Annotated in this window: 22 protein-coding genes and 1 tRNA gene; 19 read left to right on the top strand and 4 right to left on the bottom strand. The window is 65.2% G+C overall.

Annotation, left to right across the window (positions count from 1 at the left end; genetic code table 11):
- Positions 1–564: 564 nt before the first annotated feature.
- Together PO883_RS30795 and PO883_RS30800 are read right to left on the bottom strand one after the other, a co-directional pair.
- A tRNA-OTHER gene (locus PO883_RS30795) sits at positions 565–652 on the bottom strand.
- A 63-nt stretch (positions 653–715) separates the two neighbouring features.
- Positions 716–928: a DUF3460 family protein gene (locus PO883_RS30800; protein WP_289313165.1), complete on the bottom strand. Its 213-nt coding sequence runs from the start codon at positions 926–928 to the stop codon at positions 716–718.
- Between the two features lie 108 nt (positions 929–1,036).
- Here PO883_RS30800 and PO883_RS30805 point away from each other — a divergent pair, with 108 nt between their 5' ends.
- The 3 genes from PO883_RS30805 to PO883_RS30815 are packed head-to-tail and all read left to right on the top strand — an operon-like array spanning position 1,037 to position 2,971.
- Positions 1,037–1,453, top strand: a complete 417-nt coding sequence (locus PO883_RS30805) for a hypothetical protein (RefSeq protein ID WP_289313166.1) — start codon at positions 1,037–1,039, stop codon at positions 1,451–1,453.
- A 33-nt stretch (positions 1,454–1,486) separates the two neighbouring features.
- On the top strand, positions 1,487–2,290 hold the full coding sequence (locus PO883_RS30810; protein WP_289313167.1) for a cystine ABC transporter substrate-binding protein: 804 nt from the start codon (positions 1,487–1,489) through the stop codon (positions 2,288–2,290).
- 15 nt (positions 2,291–2,305) lie between these two features.
- On the top strand, positions 2,306–2,971 hold the full coding sequence (locus tag PO883_RS30815; protein WP_167086361.1) for an amino acid ABC transporter permease: 666 nt from the start codon (positions 2,306–2,308) through the stop codon (positions 2,969–2,971).
- Between the two features lie 230 nt (positions 2,972–3,201).
- Here PO883_RS30815 and PO883_RS30820 read toward each other — a convergent pair whose 3' ends face one another.
- Positions 3,202–3,417 (bottom strand): hypothetical protein, encoded by a 216-nt coding sequence (locus PO883_RS30820; RefSeq protein WP_289313168.1) that lies wholly within the window; start codon positions 3,415–3,417, stop codon positions 3,202–3,204.
- Positions 3,418–3,438: 21 nt separating this feature from the next.
- On the opposite strand from PO883_RS30820, the gene PO883_RS30825 reads away from it, so the two are divergent.
- Complete coding sequence (locus PO883_RS30825; RefSeq protein WP_289313169.1) at positions 3,439–5,373, top strand: bifunctional diguanylate cyclase/phosphodiesterase; 1,935 nt, start codon at positions 3,439–3,441, stop codon at positions 5,371–5,373.
- A 44-nt stretch (positions 5,374–5,417) separates the two neighbouring features.
- Here PO883_RS30825 and PO883_RS30830 read toward each other — a convergent pair whose 3' ends face one another.
- On the bottom strand, positions 5,418–7,094 hold the full coding sequence (locus PO883_RS30830; protein WP_289313170.1) for an electron transfer flavoprotein-ubiquinone oxidoreductase: 1,677 nt from the start codon (positions 7,092–7,094) through the stop codon (positions 5,418–5,420).
- A 162-nt stretch (positions 7,095–7,256) separates the two neighbouring features.
- On the opposite strand from PO883_RS30830, the gene PO883_RS30835 reads away from it, so the two are divergent.
- The 15 genes from PO883_RS30835 to PO883_RS30905 all read left to right on the top strand — a co-directional run bounded on the left by PO883_RS30835 (position 7,257) and on the right by PO883_RS30905 (position 21,008).
- Complete coding sequence (locus tag PO883_RS30835) at positions 7,257–8,033, top strand: SDR family oxidoreductase (protein ID WP_054263022.1); 777 nt, start codon at positions 7,257–7,259, stop codon at positions 8,031–8,033.
- A 534-nt stretch (positions 8,034–8,567) separates the two neighbouring features.
- The gene (locus PO883_RS30840) at positions 8,568–9,173 is read left to right on the top strand and encodes a beta-ketoacyl synthase chain length factor (protein WP_373890121.1); all 606 of its coding nucleotides are present in this window, start codon (positions 8,568–8,570) and stop codon (positions 9,171–9,173) included.
- The gene (locus tag PO883_RS30845; RefSeq protein ID WP_289313172.1) at positions 9,166–9,939 is read left to right on the top strand and encodes a 1-acyl-sn-glycerol-3-phosphate acyltransferase; all 774 of its coding nucleotides are present in this window, start codon (positions 9,166–9,168) and stop codon (positions 9,937–9,939) included. The genes PO883_RS30840 and PO883_RS30845 overlap by 8 nt, the downstream gene beginning before the upstream one ends.
- Positions 9,932–10,186, top strand: coding sequence for a phosphopantetheine-binding protein (locus PO883_RS30850; RefSeq protein WP_099877909.1), 255 nt, complete (start codon positions 9,932–9,934; stop codon positions 10,184–10,186). The genes PO883_RS30845 and PO883_RS30850 overlap by 8 nt, the downstream gene beginning before the upstream one ends.
- Before the next feature lie 27 nt (positions 10,187–10,213).
- Complete coding sequence (locus PO883_RS30855) at positions 10,214–10,468, top strand: acyl carrier protein (RefSeq protein WP_167086363.1); 255 nt, start codon at positions 10,214–10,216, stop codon at positions 10,466–10,468.
- A 2-nt stretch (positions 10,469–10,470) separates the two neighbouring features.
- A complete protein-coding gene (locus tag PO883_RS30860) occupies positions 10,471–11,031 on the top strand; it encodes a hypothetical protein (protein WP_289313173.1) in 561 nt (186 codons plus the stop codon).
- Entirely contained in the window at positions 11,024–12,757 is a 1,734-nt protein-coding gene (locus PO883_RS30865; protein ID WP_289313174.1) for an AMP-binding protein, read from the top strand. The genes PO883_RS30860 and PO883_RS30865 overlap by 8 nt, the downstream gene beginning before the upstream one ends.
- A 13-nt stretch (positions 12,758–12,770) precedes the next feature.
- A complete protein-coding gene (locus PO883_RS30870; RefSeq protein WP_167086226.1) occupies positions 12,771–13,847 on the top strand; it encodes a class I SAM-dependent methyltransferase in 1,077 nt (358 codons plus the stop codon).
- Between the two features lie 3 nt (positions 13,848–13,850).
- A complete protein-coding gene (locus PO883_RS30875) occupies positions 13,851–14,594 on the top strand; it encodes a glycosyltransferase family 2 protein (protein ID WP_289313175.1) in 744 nt (247 codons plus the stop codon).
- On the top strand, positions 14,591–15,538 hold the full coding sequence (locus PO883_RS30880) for an acyltransferase (protein WP_289313176.1): 948 nt from the start codon (positions 14,591–14,593) through the stop codon (positions 15,536–15,538). Before PO883_RS30875 ends, PO883_RS30880 begins: the two co-directional genes overlap by 4 nt.
- The gene (gene hutH / locus PO883_RS30885; RefSeq protein ID WP_289313177.1) at positions 15,525–17,081 is read left to right on the top strand and encodes a histidine ammonia-lyase; all 1,557 of its coding nucleotides are present in this window, start codon (positions 15,525–15,527) and stop codon (positions 17,079–17,081) included. Before PO883_RS30880 ends, hutH begins: the two co-directional genes overlap by 14 nt.
- A gap of 37 nt (positions 17,082–17,118) precedes the next feature.
- A complete protein-coding gene (locus tag PO883_RS30890) occupies positions 17,119–17,508 on the top strand; it encodes a thioesterase family protein (RefSeq protein WP_229423455.1) in 390 nt (129 codons plus the stop codon).
- Positions 17,505–18,107 (top strand): outer membrane lipoprotein carrier protein LolA, encoded by a 603-nt coding sequence (locus PO883_RS30895; protein ID WP_289313178.1) that lies wholly within the window; start codon positions 17,505–17,507, stop codon positions 18,105–18,107. Before PO883_RS30890 ends, PO883_RS30895 begins: the two co-directional genes overlap by 4 nt.
- Entirely contained in the window at positions 18,104–20,467 is a 2,364-nt protein-coding gene (locus tag PO883_RS30900; RefSeq protein WP_289313179.1) for an MMPL family transporter, read from the top strand. The genes PO883_RS30895 and PO883_RS30900 overlap by 4 nt, the downstream gene beginning before the upstream one ends.
- On the top strand, positions 20,460–21,008 hold the full coding sequence (locus PO883_RS30905; protein ID WP_289313180.1) for a DUF3261 domain-containing protein: 549 nt from the start codon (positions 20,460–20,462) through the stop codon (positions 21,006–21,008). Before PO883_RS30900 ends, PO883_RS30905 begins: the two co-directional genes overlap by 8 nt.
- The last annotated feature ends 6 nt before the right edge of the window (positions 21,009–21,014 follow it).

The following is a 21,014-nucleotide window of genomic DNA, read 5'->3' on the forward strand; positions in this document are numbered from 1 at the left end:
CTGCTAGCTGCCAGGCCCTGCCCGAACGACCATCCGGAGTACGAAATTGATGTCCGGGAAATCTCACTGTCGCCTTGGCGAGTCGACATCAAGACGCGAGAAATTCGGGAACGTAATCGGGCTCCCCGTTGTGTCCATACCTTGAGTCGACTTGGCGGGCCTGCATAAAGCAGGGGCATACTCGGCTGCCTTCAACGCGGTGATGGATGGGCACTTGCGGAACAAGCTGGGGCCGGGCTAGCGCAAGCTGATCGACGACCAGATCGCGGCCGGACTCGCGAAAGCGCAACAGGCCATCAGTCAAGAGTGGCGTCATTGCCATTCGGCCGGTGCAGCGCGATGGCATCGTGCGATATCCCGGCCGAACAGCGCGTGGGCCGTGGATCGGCCGGGGACGGCATGAGCGCATCTTAGGGGATTCTCTTGCAGGGCGCTCGTGCCGGGCCAGCTGCCCGCGCCATGCAGCGGGGCCAAGCTTGGGGCGGAGGAGGTGGGTGAGCACCAGCAGCTGCGCAGCGGCAGGAGCTGCTTGTTGATGCATGCCGACGGGCATGCGGAGCAATCTGGTGCGTGGTCCAGGAATCGAACCTGGTTATCAGTCATTCGGTCTGAGACACTCCTGACTGGGCTTTACCAAATAAGCGAACCGCGCAACTTCATGATACCGTGAAAATTCTAAATTGCAATAAGAATTTTCCTTGACCAACGACTAGAGCTAGTCATACACATACGGCTTGAGCGGCAGCTCGCTCTCGCGCTGCTTGTCGAGCTCATCCAGATCGACGCGGTGATCCCACCAGATATCCCAGCCGCGCCGGCGATCCTCCTGAACCTCGGGATGCCGCGCCAGGAATCCGTGCATGAATTCCTCGAATTCGGACCGGTAGCCATCGCCCGGCCGGTGGTATTTCTCCGTGTGCTTCCTCACCCCCCCCGTTAACGCTACTATGACCTCCCGCGCGCGCACTGGTTCCATGTACGCGCGCCTGGAAATGCCGTACGATACGCGCCGTTAAACGCTTACTCTCAGGACGCAATGAACTCAGAAACACCCGCGCCCGCGCCGCGCTTTCGCCCGCGCCCCTGGACCGCACTCGAAACCCCGCAAGACGTCGAACTGTGGATCGACGAGCACAACCAAAGCCTGACCGAACACATCGCCCCGCACGAAACCGGCTACGGCGTCTGCTTCACCCTGGCCGAGGGCGGCAATATCACTATGCAGACCAGCGCCGACGCCGTCATCCTCGATGTCGACGACGATGCCGCCTGGATCGCGCCCCTGATCATGGCCGCCACCGGCGTCGAGGCGCCGCAGGGCCAATTGTGGGTGCTGCCGGACGATAAACTGGTGCAGCTCATCATCGGACTGTCGACCCTGGTCGCCAGCACGACCCTGGTGGTCGGCCATAATTTTGGCGGACGCCACCGTAAGGCCAGCTATTCGCGCTAAACTGCTTTTCTATTCCATCACATTCCAGACTCCATGCCTATCCAGTTCCGTCGCCGCCTGACCCTGACCCTTGCCCTGATCGGCGCCGCCCTGGCCATGCCCGCCGCCAGCGCCGACCTGCTCACCAGCGCCAAGGCGCGCGGCACGCTGAAAATCGCCATGGAAGGCACGTATCCGCCATTCAATTTCAAGGACTTGAAGACCAACCAGCTGGCCGGCTACGACGTCGACGTCGCCACCTTGCTGGCCGCGCGGCTGGGCTTGAAACCCGAATTCATCACCACCGAGTGGAGCGCCATCCTGGCCGGGCTGGCCGCCGGCAAGTTCGATGTGGTCGTCAGCCAGGTGGGCATCAATCCCAAGCGCGAGCAAACCTTCGATTTTTCCGAGCCTTACACTTACTCGAGCCCGCAACTGATCGTGCGCAAGAACGAGAAGGCGACGTACGCCACCCTGGCTGACCTCAAGGGCAAGAAACTGGGCGTGGGGCAGGGCAGCGTGTACGAACAGCAGGCCAAGGCCGTGCCCGGCGTCGACGTGCGCAGCTATCCGGCCGCGCCGGAAACGCTGCAAGACCTGGCCTTCGGCCGCATCGATGCCGCCCTCAACGACAGCCTGATGGTGGCTTACCTGCTCAATCACTCCAAGCTGCCGATCCAGGCCGGCGCGCGCGTCGGCAATGTCGAGCGCATGGGCATTCCTGTGCGCAAGGGCAACCCCCAGCTCAAGGCTGCCTTGAACCGCGCGTTGGCCGAGGCCCAGGCCGACGGCAGCCTCAAGAAAATCTCGCTCAAATGGTTCGGTAGCGACGTCAGCCGCCCGGCCGCGCAGCCCTGATCCGGGCCGGTGCCGATGGATTGGAGCGCGCTGGCCGAACTCTTGCGCGACGCCGCACCCTCGATGCTCAAGGGCACCGGCTATACGGTGATCTTTGCGCTGGCCTCGATGGTCGGCGGGCTGGCGCTGGGCTTTCCGACGGCACTGATGCGCCTGTCGCGCTGGAAACTGGTGCGCGCGCCGGCCGAACTGTACGTCAGCGCGATGCGCGGCACGCCCCTGCTGGTGCAGCTGTACGTCATCTATTACTGGCTGCCCAGCATCGGCATCGACTTCCCGCCGGTGGTGGCCGGCGTGCTGGCGCTGTCGCTCAATGCCGGCGCCTTCCTCTCGGAGAGCTTGCGCGGCGCCGTGCTGGGCGTAAGCCAGGGCCAGTGGCGCGCCAGCTTCAGCCTGGGCCTGGGTTACTGGGCCACCCTGTACCACGTGGTGCTGCCGCAAGCGCTGCGCGTGGCCGTGCCATCGATGAGCAATACCTTGATCAGCCTGATCAAGGATACCTCGCTGGTCTCGGTCGTCACCATTAGCGAGCTGATGCTTGCGACCAAGGAAGCGGTCGCCGGCAGCGCCAATCCCTTGCCGCTGTATATGACCGCGGCCCTGATCTACTGGTGCCTGAGCCTGCTGTTCGAGGCGCTGCAGCGCTATCTTGAACGGCGCCTGAACCGCGCGCACCACTAGCCGTGTTCGCCGCCTTCGCGCAATCTGCGGCACCATCGGTGGTGGCGCTCGACATGGCGCCCGCGCCCATGCTAGTCTTGTGAACAGTGCTTCCATCTCCGTTGTGCGCCAGCGCGTGCCGGTGTGGCAGGTGTCCGCTGGCGTGTGCAATGTGTGCGAGGTGAGATGGACAACGATCACGATCCGGCAGCACAGGGTGGTTCAGCGCAGGCACATGCCCGCCGCGCCGATCACGCCTTGCCCGGCGGCGCCTTTGCCTTCGACCCGGGCCAGCCAGCCCCCTTGCCCGCGCTGGCCCGCAGCGACTTGCCGGCCCCTCCACCGACAGCAGCGGCGTCACCCTCGCACGCCTGCACCACGAGCAAGACCTGGCGCGCGCCGGCGAGCTGTATCTGCTGGCCCCCGTCGGCTACTTCCTGCTGGCCTTCGACAGCACCGTTCTTCAAGTAAATCTAGTCGGCGCCACCATGCTGGGCGTGGCGCGCGCCCATCCCGGGCTGCACCATTTCCGCACTTTCGTGGTGCCCGCCTTCCTGCCCGACTTCGACGGCTTTTTCGCCCGCGCCCTCAACAGCGACAGCGCTGAAACCTGCCGCGTGCGCTTGCGAACGCCGGACGCGGGCGGGGGCGACGTCACCCTGCGTGGCAGCGCCGACGGCAGCGGCCAGGCTTGCCGCCTGCTGGTCGAGCGCGCCGAAGGCAGGCTGGCCGCGCTCGAACGCAGCGAAGAGCGCTTCCGCCGCATCGTCCACAGCGCCGGCGAGGGCATCTGGGAGATCGATGCCGCTGCCAACACCACGTTCGTCAACCCGCGCATGGCCCAGATCCTCGGCTACAGCATCGAAGAGATGCTGGCCCGCCCGCTGCTCTCGTTCATGGACAACGACGGCATCGCCATGCTCGCCCGATGCGGAGCCGGGCACGCCCACGGCCAACCCATCGCCCAGGAATACCGCTTCATCGGCAAGGATGGCAGGGTGGTCTGGACCTCCATCTCGAGCAGTCCCATCCTCGACGCCGACGGCGCCTGCCTGGGCGTGCTGGCGCTGGTCACCGATATCACCGAGCACAAGCAGTCAACCGAGCTGATCTGGCATCAGGCCAACTACGACACGCTCACCGGGCGGCCCAACCGCCACATGTTCATGGACCGGCTGCGCCACGAGACGCGCAAGGCCGACCGCGGCGCCGCGTTCCTGGCGCTGCTGTTCATCGACCTCGACCACTTCAAGGCGATCAACGACCGCCTGGGCCATGCGCGCGGCGACCTGGTGCTGATGGAAGCGAGCCGCCGCATCGCCAGCTGCGTGCGTTCCAGCGATACCCTGGCACGGCTGGGCGGCGACGAATTCACCGTCATCCTGGCAGGGCTCGACCATATCGGCAGCGTCGAGCGCATTGCCCACGCCATCATTGCCGCGCTGGCCCTGCCGTTCGACCTGGACGGCGAACTTGCCTTTGTGTCGGCCAGCATCGGCATCGCCCTCTACCCGCCCGACGCGCGCGACATCGACCAGCTGGTCGACCGCGCCGACCGCGCCATGGTCGCCGCCAAAAACGCGGGCGGCCACCAGTTCAGCTATGTCACGCCCGACCTGCAACACGCCGCCCAGGCGCGCCAGAGCATTGCCGCCGACCTGCGCGCGGCCATCGCGCTGCGCCAGTTCGAGATCGTGTACCAGCCCATCGTCTCGCTGCAAACGGGCGCCGTGCACAAGGCCGAGGCGCTGCTGCGCTGGCGTCATCCGACCCGTGGTTTGCTGGGGCCGGCCGAATTCATCCCGTTTGCCGAGTCGAACGGGCTCATCGTCGAGATCGGCGACTGGGTGTTTCGCGAAGTGGCGCACCAGGTCCAGCGCTGGCAGCGCAGCATCGACCCATCGTTCCAGGTCAGCGTCAACAAGTCGCCGGTGCAGTTCCGGCGCGACGCCGACCTGTACCTGAGCTGGCTCGACTACCTCAACGAGCTGGGCTTGCCGGCACACAGCATCGTCATCGAAATTACCGAGGGGGTGCTGTTCGAAGGGGCGGACCAGGTCATCGAGCGCCTGCGCCAGTTCCGCGCCATGGGACTGCAAGTGGCGCTGGACGACTTCGGCACGGGCTATTCCTCGCTGTCGCACCTGAAGCGCTTCGACATCGATTACGTGAAGATCGACCAATCCTTCGTGGCCACGCTGGAAAACGATGTGGGCGACCTGGCGCTGTGCGAAGCCATTATCGTCATGGCGCACAAGCTGGGGCTGAAAGTGGTGGCGGAAGGGGTGGAGACCAAGGTGCAGCGCGCGCTGCTGGTCGATGCCGGCTGCGACTTCGCGCAGGGGTATGTGTTCGCCAGGCCGATGCCGGCGCAGGAATTTGAAGCGATGGCCGCTGCGGGCATGCCGCGCTTGCCGCATTGAAGATCAGCGCCGGTCCCGCCATGGGCGGAACCGGCGCATGGGGCTTACATCCCCGGGTAATTCGGCCCGCCGCCGCCTTCCGGCGTCACCCACACGATATTCTGGGTCGGATCCTTGATATCGCAGGTCTTGCAATGCACGCAGTTCTGCGCATTGATCTGCAGGCGGTCCTTGCCCTCGTCGGTCTTGACGAACTCATACACGCCGGCCGGGCAGTAGCGCGACTCCGGCCCGGCATACTGCGCCAGGTTGACCGACACCGGAATGCTGTCATTCTTGAGCGTCAGGTGAATCGGCTGGTCTTCCGCATGGTTGGTGTTTGAAATAAACACCGACGACAAGCGGTCGAAGGTCAGCTTGCCGTCCGGCTTCGGATACGCGATCGGCGCATAGTTTGCCGCCGGTTTCAGGCATTCATGGTCGCCGTAATCGCGGTGCAGGGTCCATGGCGCCTTGCCACGCAAAATCAGCTGGTCGATGCCGGTCATGATCGAGCCCAGGTACAGGCCTTTCGACAGCCACGGCTTGACATTGCGCGCCACGTGCAATTCCTCGTGCAGCCAGGATTGCTCGAACGCGGCCGGGAAGCTAGCCAGTTCGTCGTGCTGGCGCTGCTCGCCCAGTGCCGCGAAAGCCGATTCGGCCGCCAGCATGCCGGTCTTGATCGCCGCATGGCTGCCCTTGATGCGGCTCATGTTCAGGAAGCCCGCCTCGCAGCCGATCAGCGCGCCGCCCGGGAACACCAGCTTTGGCAAGGCTTGCAAGCCGCCGGCCGTGATCGCGCGCGCGCCGTAGGAAATACGCTTGCCGCCTTCGAAAAAGGTGCGGATTTCCGGGTGCGTCTTGTAGCGCTGGAATTCTTCATACGGCGACAGATACGGATTCTCGTACGACAGGCCGATCACATAGCCCACCATGACCTGGTTGTTTTCCATGTGGTACAGGAACGAACCGCCATAGGTATCCGAGGTGAGCGGCCAGCCGGTGGTGTGGATGACCAGGCCCGGCTTGTGCTTGGCCGGATCGATTTCCCACAATTCCTTGATGCCGATGCTGTACGACTGCGGGTCCTTGCCCTTGTTCAGGTCGTACATGACCATCAGTTGCTTGCCGAGGTGGCCGCGCGAACCTTCGGCGAACAAGGTGTACTTGGCATGGAGTTCCATGCCGAGCTGAAAGGCTGGCGTCGGCTTGCCATGGCGGTCCACGCCCATATTGCCGGTCGCCACGCCCTTGACCGAGCCATCCTCGTTGTACAGGATTTCCGCAGCAGCGAAGCCGGGGAAGATTTCCACGCCGAGCGCTTCGGCCTGCTGGCCCATCCAGCGCACCACATTGCCCAGCGAAATCACGTAATTGCCGTGGTTTTCGAAGCAGGCCGGGGTCACGAAGCCGGGTGCCTGGTAAGCCTTGTTTTCGGTCAGGAACAGGATGCGGTCTTCGGTCACGGCGGTATTCAGCGGTGCGCCGAGTTCCTTCCAGTTCGGAATCAGTTCAGTCAGGGCGCGCGGGTCCATCACGGCGCCGGACAGGATGTGTGCGCCAATTTCGCCGCCTTTTTCCAGCACGCAAACGGACACTTCCTGGCCTTTGTCGGCCGCCATTTGTTTCAGGCGGATGGCGGCGGACAAGCCGGCAGGGCCTCCGCCGACGACGACAACGTCGTACTCCATCGCTTCGCGCGGACCGTATTGTTCGAGGATATTGATAGGCTCTGTCATGGTCTCTTCATGGGATAGAAAAATTTAAGCACGAGTGTGCGGCTTTTTGTCGAGGATTGCAACTTTGGCGCCATTTTACGGACAATATTAGACGCTGCCATCTAATACTGGCAATTTGTGACATCATTATGCTTTCGCAAGACCACCGCACAGGAGCCGATCGTGGGTATTGAAGTAAATTTCGAAGGAAAAATCGCACTGATCACCGGCGCATCGAGCGGTCTCGGCGCGCGTTTCGCCAAGGCCCTGGCCGGTGCCGGTGCCCAGGTCGTGCTGGCTTCACGCCGTACCGACCGCCTGAAAGAGTTGCGCGCCGAAATCGAAGCCGACGGCGGCGCCGCCCATGTGGTGTCCCTCGACGTGACCGACCTGGCCAGCATCAAGTCGGCCATCGCGCACGCCGAAACCGAAGCCGGCCCGATCGATATTTTGGTGAACAACTCGGGCGTCTCGACCACCCAGCGCCTGATCGACGTGACGCCGGAAGATTACTCCTACGTCATGGATACCAATTTGCGCGGCGCCTTTTTCGTGGCCCAGCAAGCGGCCAAGCGCATGATCCAGCGCGCCAAGGGCGATCCGAAAAAACAGCATCGTATTATCAACATTGCCTCCGTTGCCGGCCTGCGCGTACTGCCGCAAATCGGGGTGTATTGCATGAGCAAGGCCGGTGTGGTGCAAATGACCAAGGCGATGGCGGTGGAGTGGGGCAAATATGGCATCAATGTCAATGCGATTTGTCCTGGTTATATATCCACTGAAATCAATGAAGAGTACTTCGCCACCGAACAAGGCCAGAAACTGATCGACATGCTGCCGCGCAAGCGCCCGGGCAAACCGGAAGACCTGGATGGCTTGCTGCTGTTGCTCGCGGCCGAAGAAAGCCACTTCATCAACGGCGCCATCATCACCGCCGATGATGGTATGACAGCGCAGTAATGTAAAAGTTCGTCTCCGACGCTGATTGCTCGCTCGCCCGGCATCGGGCCTGCAACACCAGCAATTGCAAAACCGGCACAGGTCCGGTTTTGCATTGAACGCCAACATCCCGCTGCGATTCCCGCTCCCTCCTGTTTCTCCCCGGAGGCGCTGTCTTGCCCTCATCGGCTATTGGCGCTGAGCCGAATGTCGCATTTATTGCTCGCCACTCCCCTTGAATACCCATCTTGTGTTGTTTATCAGATATTTATTTGCATAAAATCGCGTAACAGTGGGACAATTCGCAGTTTTGTTGCTTGCCGCTACTATAGTTTCTCGAATGGAAGTATTCCTCTAGGAGCCAGCAATACCGGCAGTTTATAATTCAGGCTGTATGTACCTTAGAGAAATTAGCACCAAATGCGAGTAGACGGCCTGAAGTTTTCTATTGCTGCCCATACAGCGTGGGCGCCCGGGCTGGCAACAGCCGAGGCCTGGGCCGGATGGGCGCAGGCACCGGCACCGGCAAGAATAGGTGAAGGCCCCGACCCGGCCGTGGCCGCGATGCCGGCCATGCTGCGCCGCCGCGCAGGCTTCCTCGGCAAGATGGCGCTGGAAGTGGCTTACCGCTGCCTGGATGGCCGCACCGATGTTGCAGCGGTGTTTTGTTCGCGCCATGGTGAAGTGTCGCGCGCGGTCGGCCTGCTGGGCGAGTTGTCCCAGGGCGAACCGATGTCGCCGACCGGCTTCGGCCTGGCCGTGCATAACGCCAGCGCCGGCCTGTTCTCGATCGCACGCACCGACCGCGCCAATCACATGGCCCTGTCGGCCGGCGCGGCGACCGTCGAACATGGCGTGGTCGAAGCCTGCGGCCTGCTGGCCGACGGCGCGCCCATGGTCTTGCTGGTGGTGTACGACTGCGCACTGCCGCAAGCCCTCGCGCATTTCGAGGATTGCGACGAACAGCCGCACGCGTGGGCGTGGCTGATGACCGCGCCCGGTGCGGACGCCATCAGCCTGGCCTGCGCCGCCGCCGATGACACGGCGCCGGTGTCGGCCCAGCCCGGTGGCCTGGACGTGCTGCGGTTCCAGTTGAGTGGCGCCGCGCGCCTGGTGCGCCAGGCGGGCATGCAGCGCTGGACCTGGACGCGTGATGTTTGACCGGATCGGCCGCTACTGGCGCGTCCTGGCCACCGGCATCAGTTTTCTCGCCTTCGGTATCGGCGGCCTGCTGCTGCGCATCGCGGTGTTCCCGCTGCTGCAGGTGGTGGTGTGGGAGCGCGCCGCGCGCGTCACGGTGGCACGCGCCATCCTGCGCCTGACCTTTCGCGGGTTTGTGGGCCTGATGCGCGGCCTGGGTGTGCTGCGCTATGAATTCATCGGGCTCGAAAAGCTCGAACGGGGTGGCCTGCTGATTCTCGCGAACCACCCGTCACTGATCGATACCGTGTTCCTGATGGCGTTCGTCAAGCGCGCCGACTGCATCGTCAAGAGCCACCTGTGGAATAACCCGTTCACCCGTGGTCCGGTGCGGGCCGCCGGCTACATCAGCAACGACAGCGGCGAGCAGCTGGTCGAGGCGTGCATCGCTTCCCTGCGCGCCGGGAACAACCTGATTATCTTCCCGGAAGGGACGCGCACCCCGGCGGGCGGCGCGATCAGCCTGAAACGCGGCGCCGCCAACATCGCCGTGCGCGGCGCGCGCGCCGTGACCCCGGTGCTGATCGACTGCCAGCCGCCCACGCTGGGCAAGGGCGACAAGTGGTGGCGCGTGCCGGAGCGCTTCGTGCAGTTCCGGCTTGAAGTGAAAGACGACATTGAGGTCGGCGCCTTCCTGGGCGGCGACATGAGCGAAGTAATGGCGGTACGTCATTTGACGGACCACCTGCAACAATTTTTTACTGGAGAGTACCAAGGCCATGCTTGAAACAGAAGTGAAACAACTGATCATCGACGTCCTGCAACTGGAAGATATTAGCGTGGACGATATCGATAGCGCCGCGCCGCTGTTCGTCGAAGGCCTTGGCCTGGACTCGATCGATGCGCTCGAACTGGGCGTCGCGCTGCAAAAGCGCTACGGCATCTCGCTGTCGGCCGATTCGGAAGACACCCGCAGCCATTTCGCGTCGGTGCGCGCGCTGGCGGCCCTGATTGAAACCCACCGCAAAAAGTAAGGAGTTTGTATGGTAGACGTAAACAATATGAGCCGTGACGAGCTGCATGCGTGGGTCGTCGATCTGCTGGCCGACATGTTCGAGCTCGATAAATCCTCGCTGACGGCGGACTCGAACCTGTACGCCGATCTCGATATCGACAGCATCGACGCGGTTGACCTGGCGGTCAAGCTCAAGCAGCTGACCGGCAAGCGCCTGCAGCCGGAAGTGTTCAAGACCATCCGCACCATCGGTGACGTGGTCAATGCGCTCGACGATCTGGTCGAGGAGCAGGCGTTATAAGCATGCGCCGCTTGGCCGCGCCGTTGGCCGTGATCTCGGTCTTGCTCACGCTGTCGTATCCGCTGGCCGTCTGGTACGGACAGGGCAGGGTGGAGCCGCGTTCGCTGGCGCTGCTGCTGCTGCTCGCCGCCCTGGCGCGCCTGCCGGCCCTGAAGGCCAGCGTGGCCGCGCGCTGGTCGGTTGCCGGCGCCCTGGTGCTGGCTGCCGTGGCGGTGATGGGAAACGCCATGCTGCCCTTGAAGCTGTACCCGGTTTTGGTCAGTGCCGGCTTGCTGACGGCCTTTGGGTATACGCTCACCACGCCGGTGTCGATGGTCGAACGCTTTGCGCGCATGCGCGAGCCGGACCTGCCGCCCGCGGCGGTGGCGTACACGCGCACGGTCACCAAGGTGTGGTGCGGTTTTTTCGTGGTGAACGGCGCGATTGCGCTGGGCACCGCGCTGTGGGCTTCGCAAGAGGTCTGGTCGCTGTACAACGGCGTGATCTCGTACGGCCTGATGGGCCTGCTGTTCGCCGCTGAATTTTTGGTACGTCTGCGCTTTAAGCGATTGCATCATGGTTGATCTGTTTTCCGTTCTGCGCGCGCGCGATGGCGCCGCCATCGCCGGCTGGCGCGAGGCCGCTTCCGTCCGCACGCCGGTCACCATCGGCGCGCTGCGCGCGCGCGTGGGAGCATGGCGCGCGCTGGCCGTGCGTACGCCCGGCGCCAATGCCGCCCTGTACATCGAGGACAGCCTCGAATTCGCCGCTGCGCTGCTGGGCGCCTGGCAGGCCGGCAAAACCGTCTGGCTCACCGCCGACACGCTCGACGCCAGTTGCAGCGCCTTGGCGCGCTCGGTCGACTGTTTCCTGGGCGAGTTCCCGGCGCGCTGGACCCCGCTGCAGCCATCGCCCGGCGACGCCTGCACGCTGCCATGGAGCGGGCCTGACGGCGCCTTCCCCGCGCTGGTGGTGCACACCTCCGGCAGCACCGGTGCGCCGCAGGCGATCCCGAAACAACTCTCGCAGCTCACCAGCGAAGTGGCCACGCTCGAGGCCCTGTTCGGCCCCGCCATCGGCCAGGCCGAGATCTTCTCGACCGTCTCGCACCAGCACATCTACGGCCTGCTGTTCAAGGTCTTGTGGCCGCTGGCCGCCGGCCGCGCGATTCACGCCGCCAGCCTGGCCTATCCCGAGCAGCTGGCGCGGATGCTCGGACAGCGCCCGTGCGTGCTGGTCGCCAGCCCGGCCCACCTGAAACGCTTGCCGGCCCACCTGGACTGGAGCGCGGCGGCGGCTTGCCTGCGCGCCGTGTTTTCGTCCGGCGGCCCGCTCGCGCCCGAGGCATCGGTGGCGGCCGCCCAACTGCTCGGCCAGGTCCCGACCGAAATCTACGGCAGCTCCGAAACCGGTGGCGTGGCCTGGCGCCGCCACCATCCCGGTTCGCCCGGTGCGTGGGAAGCGCTGCCCGGCGTCGCCTGGCGCATCGCGCCCGACAGCGGCCGCCTCGAAGTGCGCTCCAGCCACCTGGGCGACGACGGCTGGCTGGCCCTGGAAGACCGCGTCAATCCGGCGCCGGACGGGCGCTTCCTGCTGCTCGGGCGCGGCGACCGCCTGGTCAAGATCGAAGAAAAACGCATCTCGCTCGACGCCATCGAAGCGGCCCTGGTCGCGTCCGGCCTGGCCAGCGAAGCGCGCGTGATCGTCTGCCCCGAGCGGGCCGGCGAGCGCCAGGTGCTGGCCGGATTCGTGATTCCATCCGCCAGCGGGCGCGCGCTGCTCGACGCCGAGGGCAAGCAGGCGCTCAACGCGCTGCTGCGCGCCCACCTGGGGCGCGTGGTGGAAGCGGTCGCGCTGCCGCGCCGCTGGCGCTACCTCGATCAATTTCCGCTCAACGCCCAGGGCAAGACCACCCACGCGCAGCTGCTTGCCCTGCTCGGCGTGGGCGACGCCCGTCCGCGCGTGCCGCAGGTACGCCTGCTGGAGCAGGACGCGCAGCGCGCCTTGCTCGAAATGGTGGTGCCATCAACCCTGTTCTACTTCGACGGCCACTTCACGCAAGCGGCCGTGCTGCCGGGCGTGGTACAGGTCGACTGGGCGATTCGCTACGCTCGCCTGCACTTTGCGATGGCACCGGCGTTTCGCGCCATCCACGCGCTCAAGTTCCAGCAGGTGGTCAGGCCCGACACCCCGTTCCAGCTGGAGCTCAAGTACGACCGCGCCGACGACGGCGCCAGCGGCACCCTGCATTTCCGTTATTTCTCCGACGCCGGGCAGCACGCCGGCGGCCGCATCCTGTTTGGTCCTTAACCTAAAGCGTCGCATGTTAGATAAAAAATTCTCCCCTGATCGCCAGACTGCCTTTGAAGCCCGTTTTGAAGCGCAGAAAATCGCCTTCGGCCCGGTTGTATTCCAGTGCGTGCGCTACGCGTGGAAGCGCGGCATGCTGCAAACCCTGGCCGACGCCGGCGAAACGGGACTGTCCATCGCCGAACTGGCGGGCACCGGCCGCTGGACCGAGTACGCGCTCAAAGTCGTGCTGGAGACCTGCCTGTCGGCCGGCGTGGTGTTCGTGCACGATGGCCGCTATGCGCTCGACAAGGCTGGCTTTTGCGTCCTCACCGACAGCATCACCCAGATCAACATCGACTTCAACCACGACGTCTGCTACCAGGGCTTGTTCAAGCTGGACGAGTCGCTCGACGCCGAAAAGCCGATCGGCCTGAAAGCCCTGGGCGAGTGGCCTACCCTGTACCAGGGCCTGTCGGAACTGTCGGAGCCGGCCAAGACCAGCTGGTTCGCGTTCGACCACTATTATTCGGATACCTCGTTCCCCTCGATCATGCCGGACGTGTTCGCGACCGCACCGCGCAAGGTGATGGACGTGGGCGCCAACACCGGCAAATTCAGCTGCGTCGCGCTGGACTACAACGCCGACGTCGAGCTGCACCTGGTCGACCTGCCGCGCCAGCTGTCGGTCGCCGCGACCTCGCTGGAGACGGCCGGCGTGCGCGAACGCGCGCACCTGCACCCGACCGACCTGCTCGACCCGGCCGTGGCGCTGCCGTCGGGGATGGACGTGATCTGGATGAGCCAATTTTTGAGCTGCTTCTCGGAGCCGGCCATTGCCACCATCCTGCAACGCGCCGCCGCCGCACTGGCGCCGCAGGGCCAGCTGCTGGTGATGGACACCTTCTGGGACCGCCAGCGCTACGACATCGCTTCCTACTGCCTGATCAACACCTCGCCGTATTTCACGGCCATGGCCAGCGGCAACAGCAAGATCTACGAAAGCGGCGACTACGTGCGCCTGGCCGAAGCGGCCGGCCTCAAACTGCTCACCGCGCGCGACGGCATCGGCTACTGCCACTCGCTGCTGCGCTTTGGCCGGGCGGCGTAAATCATGTTCAAGCCTTGCGTGATGATCCCCGTGTACGACCACGAACACGCCATCGGCGCCGTGGTCGACGCGGTGCTCGCTCACGGCCTGCCGTGCATCCTGGTCGATGACGGCAGCAAGCCGTCGTGCGCGCGCGTGCTCGACCAGCTGGCTGCGGCGCATCCCGGCACGGTCGTGCTGGTGCGCCACGCCGTCAACCAGGGCAAGGGGGCGGCCGTGCTGACCGGCTTTCGCAGCGCCGCGCAGGCCGGCTACACGCACCTGCTGCAGGTCGACGCCGATGGCCAGCACAACACCGGCGACATTCCGCGCTTCGTGGCGCTCGCGCGCCTGCATCCGCACGCCGTCATCGCCGGCTGCCCGGTGTACGACCAGTCGGTACCGAAGCTGCGCCTGTACGCGCGCTACCTGACCCACGTCTGGATCTGGATTAACACCTTGTCGTTCGCGATCCGCGATTCGATGTGCGGCTTCCGCATCTATCCGGTGGCGCCGGTGGTGTCGCTGGCCTCGCGCTGCTCGCTGGGCAAGCGCATGAACTTCGATTCCGAAGTCCTGGTGCGCCTGTTCTGGGACGAAGTGCAGGTGGTGAACCTGCCCACGCGCGTGACCTACCCGAGCGACGGCGTGTCGCACTTCATGGCCTTTCGCGACAACCTGCTCATTTCGCGCATGCATACCGTGCTGTTCTTCGGCATGCTGATCCGCCTGCCCAAGCTGCTGGCGCGCAAATGGCGGGCCGCATGACAAAGCTGCACGCCGGCCACTGGGCCGCGATCTCCGAATCGAGCTTCGTGGGCGGCATGCGCCTGCTGTTCTGGGTGTGCCGCGTGTTCGGCCGCTGGCCGTTCCGGGTGGTGCTGTATCCCGTGCTGGCCTGGTACGTGCTGACCAAGCCGGCCGCGCGCCGCGCTTCGACGGATTATCTCGACCGCGTGCGCGCTTTCGCGCCGGCGCCCGGCGGCTGGTACGGCGTGCTGCGCCACTTCGGCAGCTTTGCCGAGGCCATTCTCGACAAGATGCTGCTGTGGGGCGGCCTGTTCGACAAGAACCTGGTCAGCCACCACGGCATGGAACCTTTGCGGCGCATGCTGGACGAAAAGCGCGGCGCGGTGCTGGTCTGCACGCACCTGGGCAACGCCGACTTGTGCCGCGTGCTGTCGAACGACGTGCCGGGCCTGACCCTGACGGTGCTGGTGCACACGCGCCACGCGCAGGCGTTCAATAATATGCTTGCCTCGCTCGACCCGCGCAGCCAGACCAATCTGCTGCAGGTGACGGAGATGAATCCGGCCACCGCGATGATGCTGTCGGAGCGGGTAGGGCGGGGCGAGTTCGTCGTCGTCGCCGGCGACCGCGTGCCGGTCTCGCCCGACCCGCGCGTGGCGCTGGCGCCGTTCCTGGGCGTCGATGCCCCGTTTCCGGTCGGGCCGTACGTGCTGGCCTCGATCCTGCAATGCCCGCTTTACATGATGTTCTCGACCCGCGTCGGACGCGGCTACGAAGTGCACTTCGAACTGCTGCGCGAATCGGTGCGCCTGCCGCGCAAGGGCCGCGACGAGGTACTGGCCCAGGTGGCCGGCGACTTCGCGGCGCGCCTGCAGCACCACTGCATCCGTTCCCCGCTCGAGTGGTTCAACTTTTACGATTTCTGGCATTTACCCCATTTGGACAAGAATGATGCACCCTGACCTCTCCACTACCCGCCGCGCCGTCCAATTCGACCGCGAACGGCTGACGATCGAAGATATCGTCGATATCGCGCGCGGCACCGCCAGCGCGGTGCTGTCGCCCGACCCGGTGTTTCGCGCGGCGATCGCGCGCGGCGCCGATTTCCTCGACCGCCTGCTGCGCGAGGACGGCACCATCTACGGCGTCACCACCGGTTACGGCGACTCGTGCACGGTGTCGATTCCGCCCGACCTGGTGGCCGAACTGCCGCACCACTTGTATACCTATCACGGCTGCGGCCTGGGCGAGTACCTCACGCCGGCGCAAACGCGCGCGGTGATGGCCACCCGCCTGGCCTCGCTGTCCAAGGGCTTTTCGGGCGTGAGCGTCGAACTGCTGGAACAGATCGCGCGCCTGCTCGACGCCGGCCTGTTGCCGCTGATCCCGAGCGAAGGCTCGGTCGGCGCCAGCGGCGACCTGACCCCGCTGTCCTACCTGGCGGCGGTGCTGTGCGGCGAGCGCGAAGTCTGGCGCGACGGCGTGCAGATGCCGGCCGCCCAGGCCTTGAAGGAAGCCGGCATCACGCCGCTGCGCCTGCGCCCGAAAGAAGGGCTGGCGATCATGAACGGCACCGCCGTCATGACCGCGCTGGCCTGCCTGGCCTACGACCGCGCCGAATACCTGACGCGCATGTGCACCCGCATCACCGCCATGGCCTCGTTCGCACTGGACGGCAACGCCCACCACTTCGACGAAACCCTGTTCTCGGTCAAGCCGCACGCCGGCATGCAGGGCGTGGCCGCGTGGCTGCGCGACGACCTGCATGTGGGCCTGGCCGAACGCAACGGCAAGCGCCTGCAGGACCGCTACTCGATCCGCTGCGCGCCGCACGTCATCGGCGTGCTGGCCGACGCGCTGCCGTTCTTCCGCCAGTCGATCGAAAATGAACTCAATAGCGCCAACGACAATCCGATCATCGACGCCGAAGGCGAGCGCGTGCTGCACGGCGGGCACTTCTATGGTGGGCATATCGCCTTTGCCATGGACGGCATGAAAAACGCGGTGGCCAACCTGGCCGACCTGCTGGACCGCCAGATGGCGCTCCTGGTCGACAGCCGCTACAACCACGGCCTGCCGGCCAACCTGTCCGGCGCCGAAGGCCCGCGTGCGGCCATCAACCATGGCCTGAAAGCCTTGCAGATCAGTTCCTCGGCGTGGACCGCCGAAGCGCTGAAACTGACCATGCCGGCTTCGGTGTTTTCGCGTTCGACCGAATGCCACAACCAGGACAAGGTCAGCATGGGCACCATCGCCGCGCGCGACTGCCTGCGCGTTCTCGAACTGACCGAGCAGGTCGTCGCCGCGCTCCTGATCACGGTGCGCCAGGGCGTGTGGCTGCGCCTGCGCGTCAATCCGGAAAACCCGGCGCCGCAAGCGCTGGCCGACATGATGGAAAAACTCGGCGAAGACGTGGCGCCGGTGGCCGAAGACCGCCGCCTGGAGCCCGAACTGCGCGTGCTGATTTCGCGCCTGCGCGAGCAGGCATGGACCCTGTATGCGTAGGGGAGCGCCAGCAAGCCGCTGGTTTTCCGAAACAGAGATGCTGGTCCAGTTCTTCGACCTGGACCCGATGCAGATCGTCTGGCACGGCAACTACGTCAAATACCTCGAAGTGGCGCGCTGCGCGCTGCTCGACAAGATCGACTACAACTACGTGCAGATGAAGGCGTCCGGCTTCGCCTGGCCGGTGATCGACATGAACCTGCGCTATATCGGACCGGCCGTGTTCGGCCAGCGCCTGATCCTGCGCGCCGAAATCGTCGAATATGAAAACCGCCTGAAGATCGATTACCTGATCAGCGACGCCGCCAGCGGCAAGCGCCTCAATCGCGCCAGCACCACGCAGGTGGCGGTCGATATCGCCAGCGGCGAGATGTGCTTCATGTCGCCGCCGGTGCTGTTTGAAAAATTAGGAGTGTCCCCCGCATGAAACGTTTGATCTTTGCCCTCGCCGTCAGCGCCACCTGCGCTGTCGCCAGCGCTGCCGCGCCGATCGCCAAAATCCAGGCGCTGCTGGCCAAGCCGACGGTCCTGTGCGGCCGCTTCGACCAGACCAAGCAGCTGGCCGGCATGAAAAAACCGCTCGCCTCGAACGGCCGCTTTTGCGTCGTCGCCGGCAAGGGCGTGCTGTGGCGCACCCTGAAACCGTTCCCGAACACCCTGCGCCTGACGCGCGACGAAATCGTCAGCTTCCAGGGCGAGCGCGTGGCGATGCGCCTCGAAGCGAAGCAGGAACCGACGGTACGCATGATTAACAGCGTGCTGTTTTCGCTGCTGTCGGGCGACCTGGGCCAGCTCGAAACCCTGTTCGAGGTCGATGGCAATGTCGACGGCGGCAGCTGGAACGTCGCGCTCAAGGCGCGCCAGCCGGCGCTGGCCAAGGCCATCGGCGCCATTTCGCTCGACGGCGGCGCCTACGTGAAAAATATCCAGATTGCCGAGGCGAGCGGTGATAAAACCTTTATCGTGTTCTCCGAGATCAAGACAGGCGAGGGCGCCATCAGCGCCGACGAGGCGGCGCTCCTGTGAATCCCGAAGTAAAGCGCCACAAGTGGCTGGCCTGGCTCTGGGCGCTGGTGGTATGCGCCCTGCTGGGGCATAACGCCTATTTGTGGATCGTCCAGCGCATCGTGCCCGACACCGACATCCTGGCTTTGCTGCCGGTGCAGGAGCGCGACCCGATCCTGCAGCAATCGTTCACCCACATGGTGGACGCGGCGCAGCAGCGCGTGATCGTGCTGGTCGGCGCCGCCGATTGGGCCGATGCCACGCGTGCAGCCGACGCCTACAACGCCGTGCTGGCCAGCCAGCCCGGCGTGCTCGAAGCGGTGAAACTGTCCGACGAAACCCAGGGCGACTGGCTGGCGCCATTCCAGAAGCACAGCGTGGCCTTGCTGACCGCGCAGCAGGAAGCGCAGTTGCGCAGCGAGAGTCCGCAATTCTGGACCGACGCCGCCCTGGCCAAGCTGTACTCCGCCTTCTCCGGCCCGAAGCTGGGTGCCTTCCGCGACGATCCATTCGGCCTGTTTTCCGGCTGGGTCCAGGATCGCGCGCAAGAAACGCCGGTGCGCCCGCGCGACGGCAAGCTGTTCGTGGCCGACGCCGAGCGCCAGTACGTGCTCATGCCGCTGACCATGCGCGCGCCGGCGTTTTCGATGACGGCCCAGCAAACCGTGGTGCCGCTGCTCGAACGCGCCAAACAGGCCGCGCTCAAGGCCGCCCCGCAGGCGAAGGTGATTACCGCCGGCGTGGTGCTGCATGCATCCAACGCCAGCAATCAGGCCGAAGGCGAAATGTCGACCATCGGCGTGGGTTCCCTGGCCGGCATCGTGCTGCTGACCTGGTTCACCTTCCGTTCGCTGCGCCCGATCGCGCTGGTGCTGCTGTCGATCGGGATCGGTTTTCTCGGTTCGCTGTCGGTATGCTGGCTGCTGTTCGGCCGCATCCACCTGCTCACGCTCGTCTTCGGGGCTAGCCTGATCGGCGTGGCCCAGGATTACGGCATTTACTTCCTGTGCAACCGCCTGAGCGCCGACCCGGCCGAGGGTTCGGTGCGCCTGCTCAAACGTTTGCTGCCGGGACTGGGCCTGACCCTGCTGGCGGCGGTGATCGGCTACACGGGACTGGGTTTCACCCCGTTCCCCGGCCTGCGCCACATGGCCGTATTCTCCGCTGTGGGACTGGTGTTCGCCTGGCTGACGGTAGCTTGCTGGTTCCCGCTGCTCGTTTCCGGCGGCACTTTGACAACCGGTGCACTGGCGCGCGGCTACGGCGCCGCGCTGGCGCACTGGCCGCAGGCGCGCATGAATGCGCCGACGCTCGTCGTGGCGGCAGTATTCGTGGCCGTGGCCGGTTTCGGCTGGTCGCGCCTGGGCGTCAACGACGACATCCGCTCGCTGCAAAACCCGCCCAAGCATTTGATCGACGACCAGATCAAATTGGGCAAGCTGCTGGATGCGCCGACGCCCGTCCAGTACTTCCTGGTGCGCGGCGCCAGCGCCGAAATCGTGCTGCAGCGTGAAGAAGCACTCAAGCGCCGCCTCGACCCGCTGATCGCGGTCAAGCGTATTGGCGGTTATCAGGCGATGTCGAACTGGGTGCCATCCGCGCGCACGCAGTTGGAACGGCGTGCCCTGATCGACAGCAAACTGCTGGCGCCGGGCGGCCCGCTCGACGCCGTGGCCAAGGCGATTGACGAAGACAGCGCCTGGAGCGCCGCCACGCGCGCGCACCTGATGGCGCCGCGCGCACCGCTCACGCCTGCGGAATTCCTGAAAACTCCGCCGAGCGAGCCTTGGCGCCACCTGTGGCTGGGCGACATCGACGGCGTCCACGCCAGCATCGTCGCGCTGCGCGGCATGAGCATGGCCGCGCTGCCGGAGTTGCGCCGTGCCGGCGAGGGCATGGAAGGTGTGCAGTGGGTCGACAAGGTGGCCGAGATTTCATCGGTGCTGGGCCGCTATCGCCAGTACATGGGCTGGGTGGTCCTGGCGGCGTACGCGGTGGTGTTCGCGCTGCTGTACCCGCGCTACCGCGGCAACGCCTGGCGCGTGCTGGCGCCGAGCGCGGTGGCCAGCATCGCTACTCTGGCGGTGCTCGGTCTCACCGGCCAGGCGCTGCAGCTGTTCCACGTACTGGCATTGATGCTGCTGCTCGGCGTCGTAGTCGACTACGGCATCTTCATGCAGGAGCATCCGGGCCGGCGCGATACCACGCCGTGGCTGGCCGTGGGCCTGTCGGCGGCCAATACGCTGCTCGCTTTCGGCTTGCTTGGCCTGAGCCGGACCCCTGCGCTGCAGGCCTTCGGGCTGACGATGCTGATCGGGACCACGCTGGCGTGGCTGCTGGTGCCTTATTTTGCGAATACCAAGGAAAATGAACATGCTTGAAAACCGCCTCCACCTGGCTGCGCCGCTGCTGGCCGCCGTGCTGCTGGCTGCCTGCACCACGCCGCCCGCGCCCCTCGCGCGGCTCGGTATCAAACTCGCCCCGAGCGCGCTGGAATCGACCATCAGCGTGCAGCAGCACTTGAAAGTGGAGCGCAAGGGCCGCATCGACGAACTCGATGCCGCGGTCGAAGTCGACCCGCAGCAGGTGCAGATGGTCGGCCTGGCCTTCGGCCAGCGCGTCCTGAGCCTGAGCTATGATGGCAAGGAACTGAGCTCGTGGCGCCACCTGATGCTGCCCAAGCAAGTGCGCGCCGAAGACGTGCTCGAAGACTTGCAGCTCACCTTGTGGCCGGCCGAGGCGATCGCGCGCAGCCTGCCGCAGGGCTGGCGCATCGACGACGCCGGCCTGCGCCGCACCCTGACCCTCGACGGCGCGGTAGTGGCCACGATTACCTACACGCAGATGCCGCGCTGGACCGGCACTGTGACCCTCGACAACCTGCGTTACGATTACCGCCTGACCATCGAGTCGGCGCCTTAAGAGAAT

The organism is Massilia sp. DJPM01 (assembly GCF_030348125.1).
Classification (GTDB): Bacteria; Pseudomonadota; Gammaproteobacteria; order Burkholderiales; family Burkholderiaceae_D; genus Telluria_A; species Telluria_A frigida.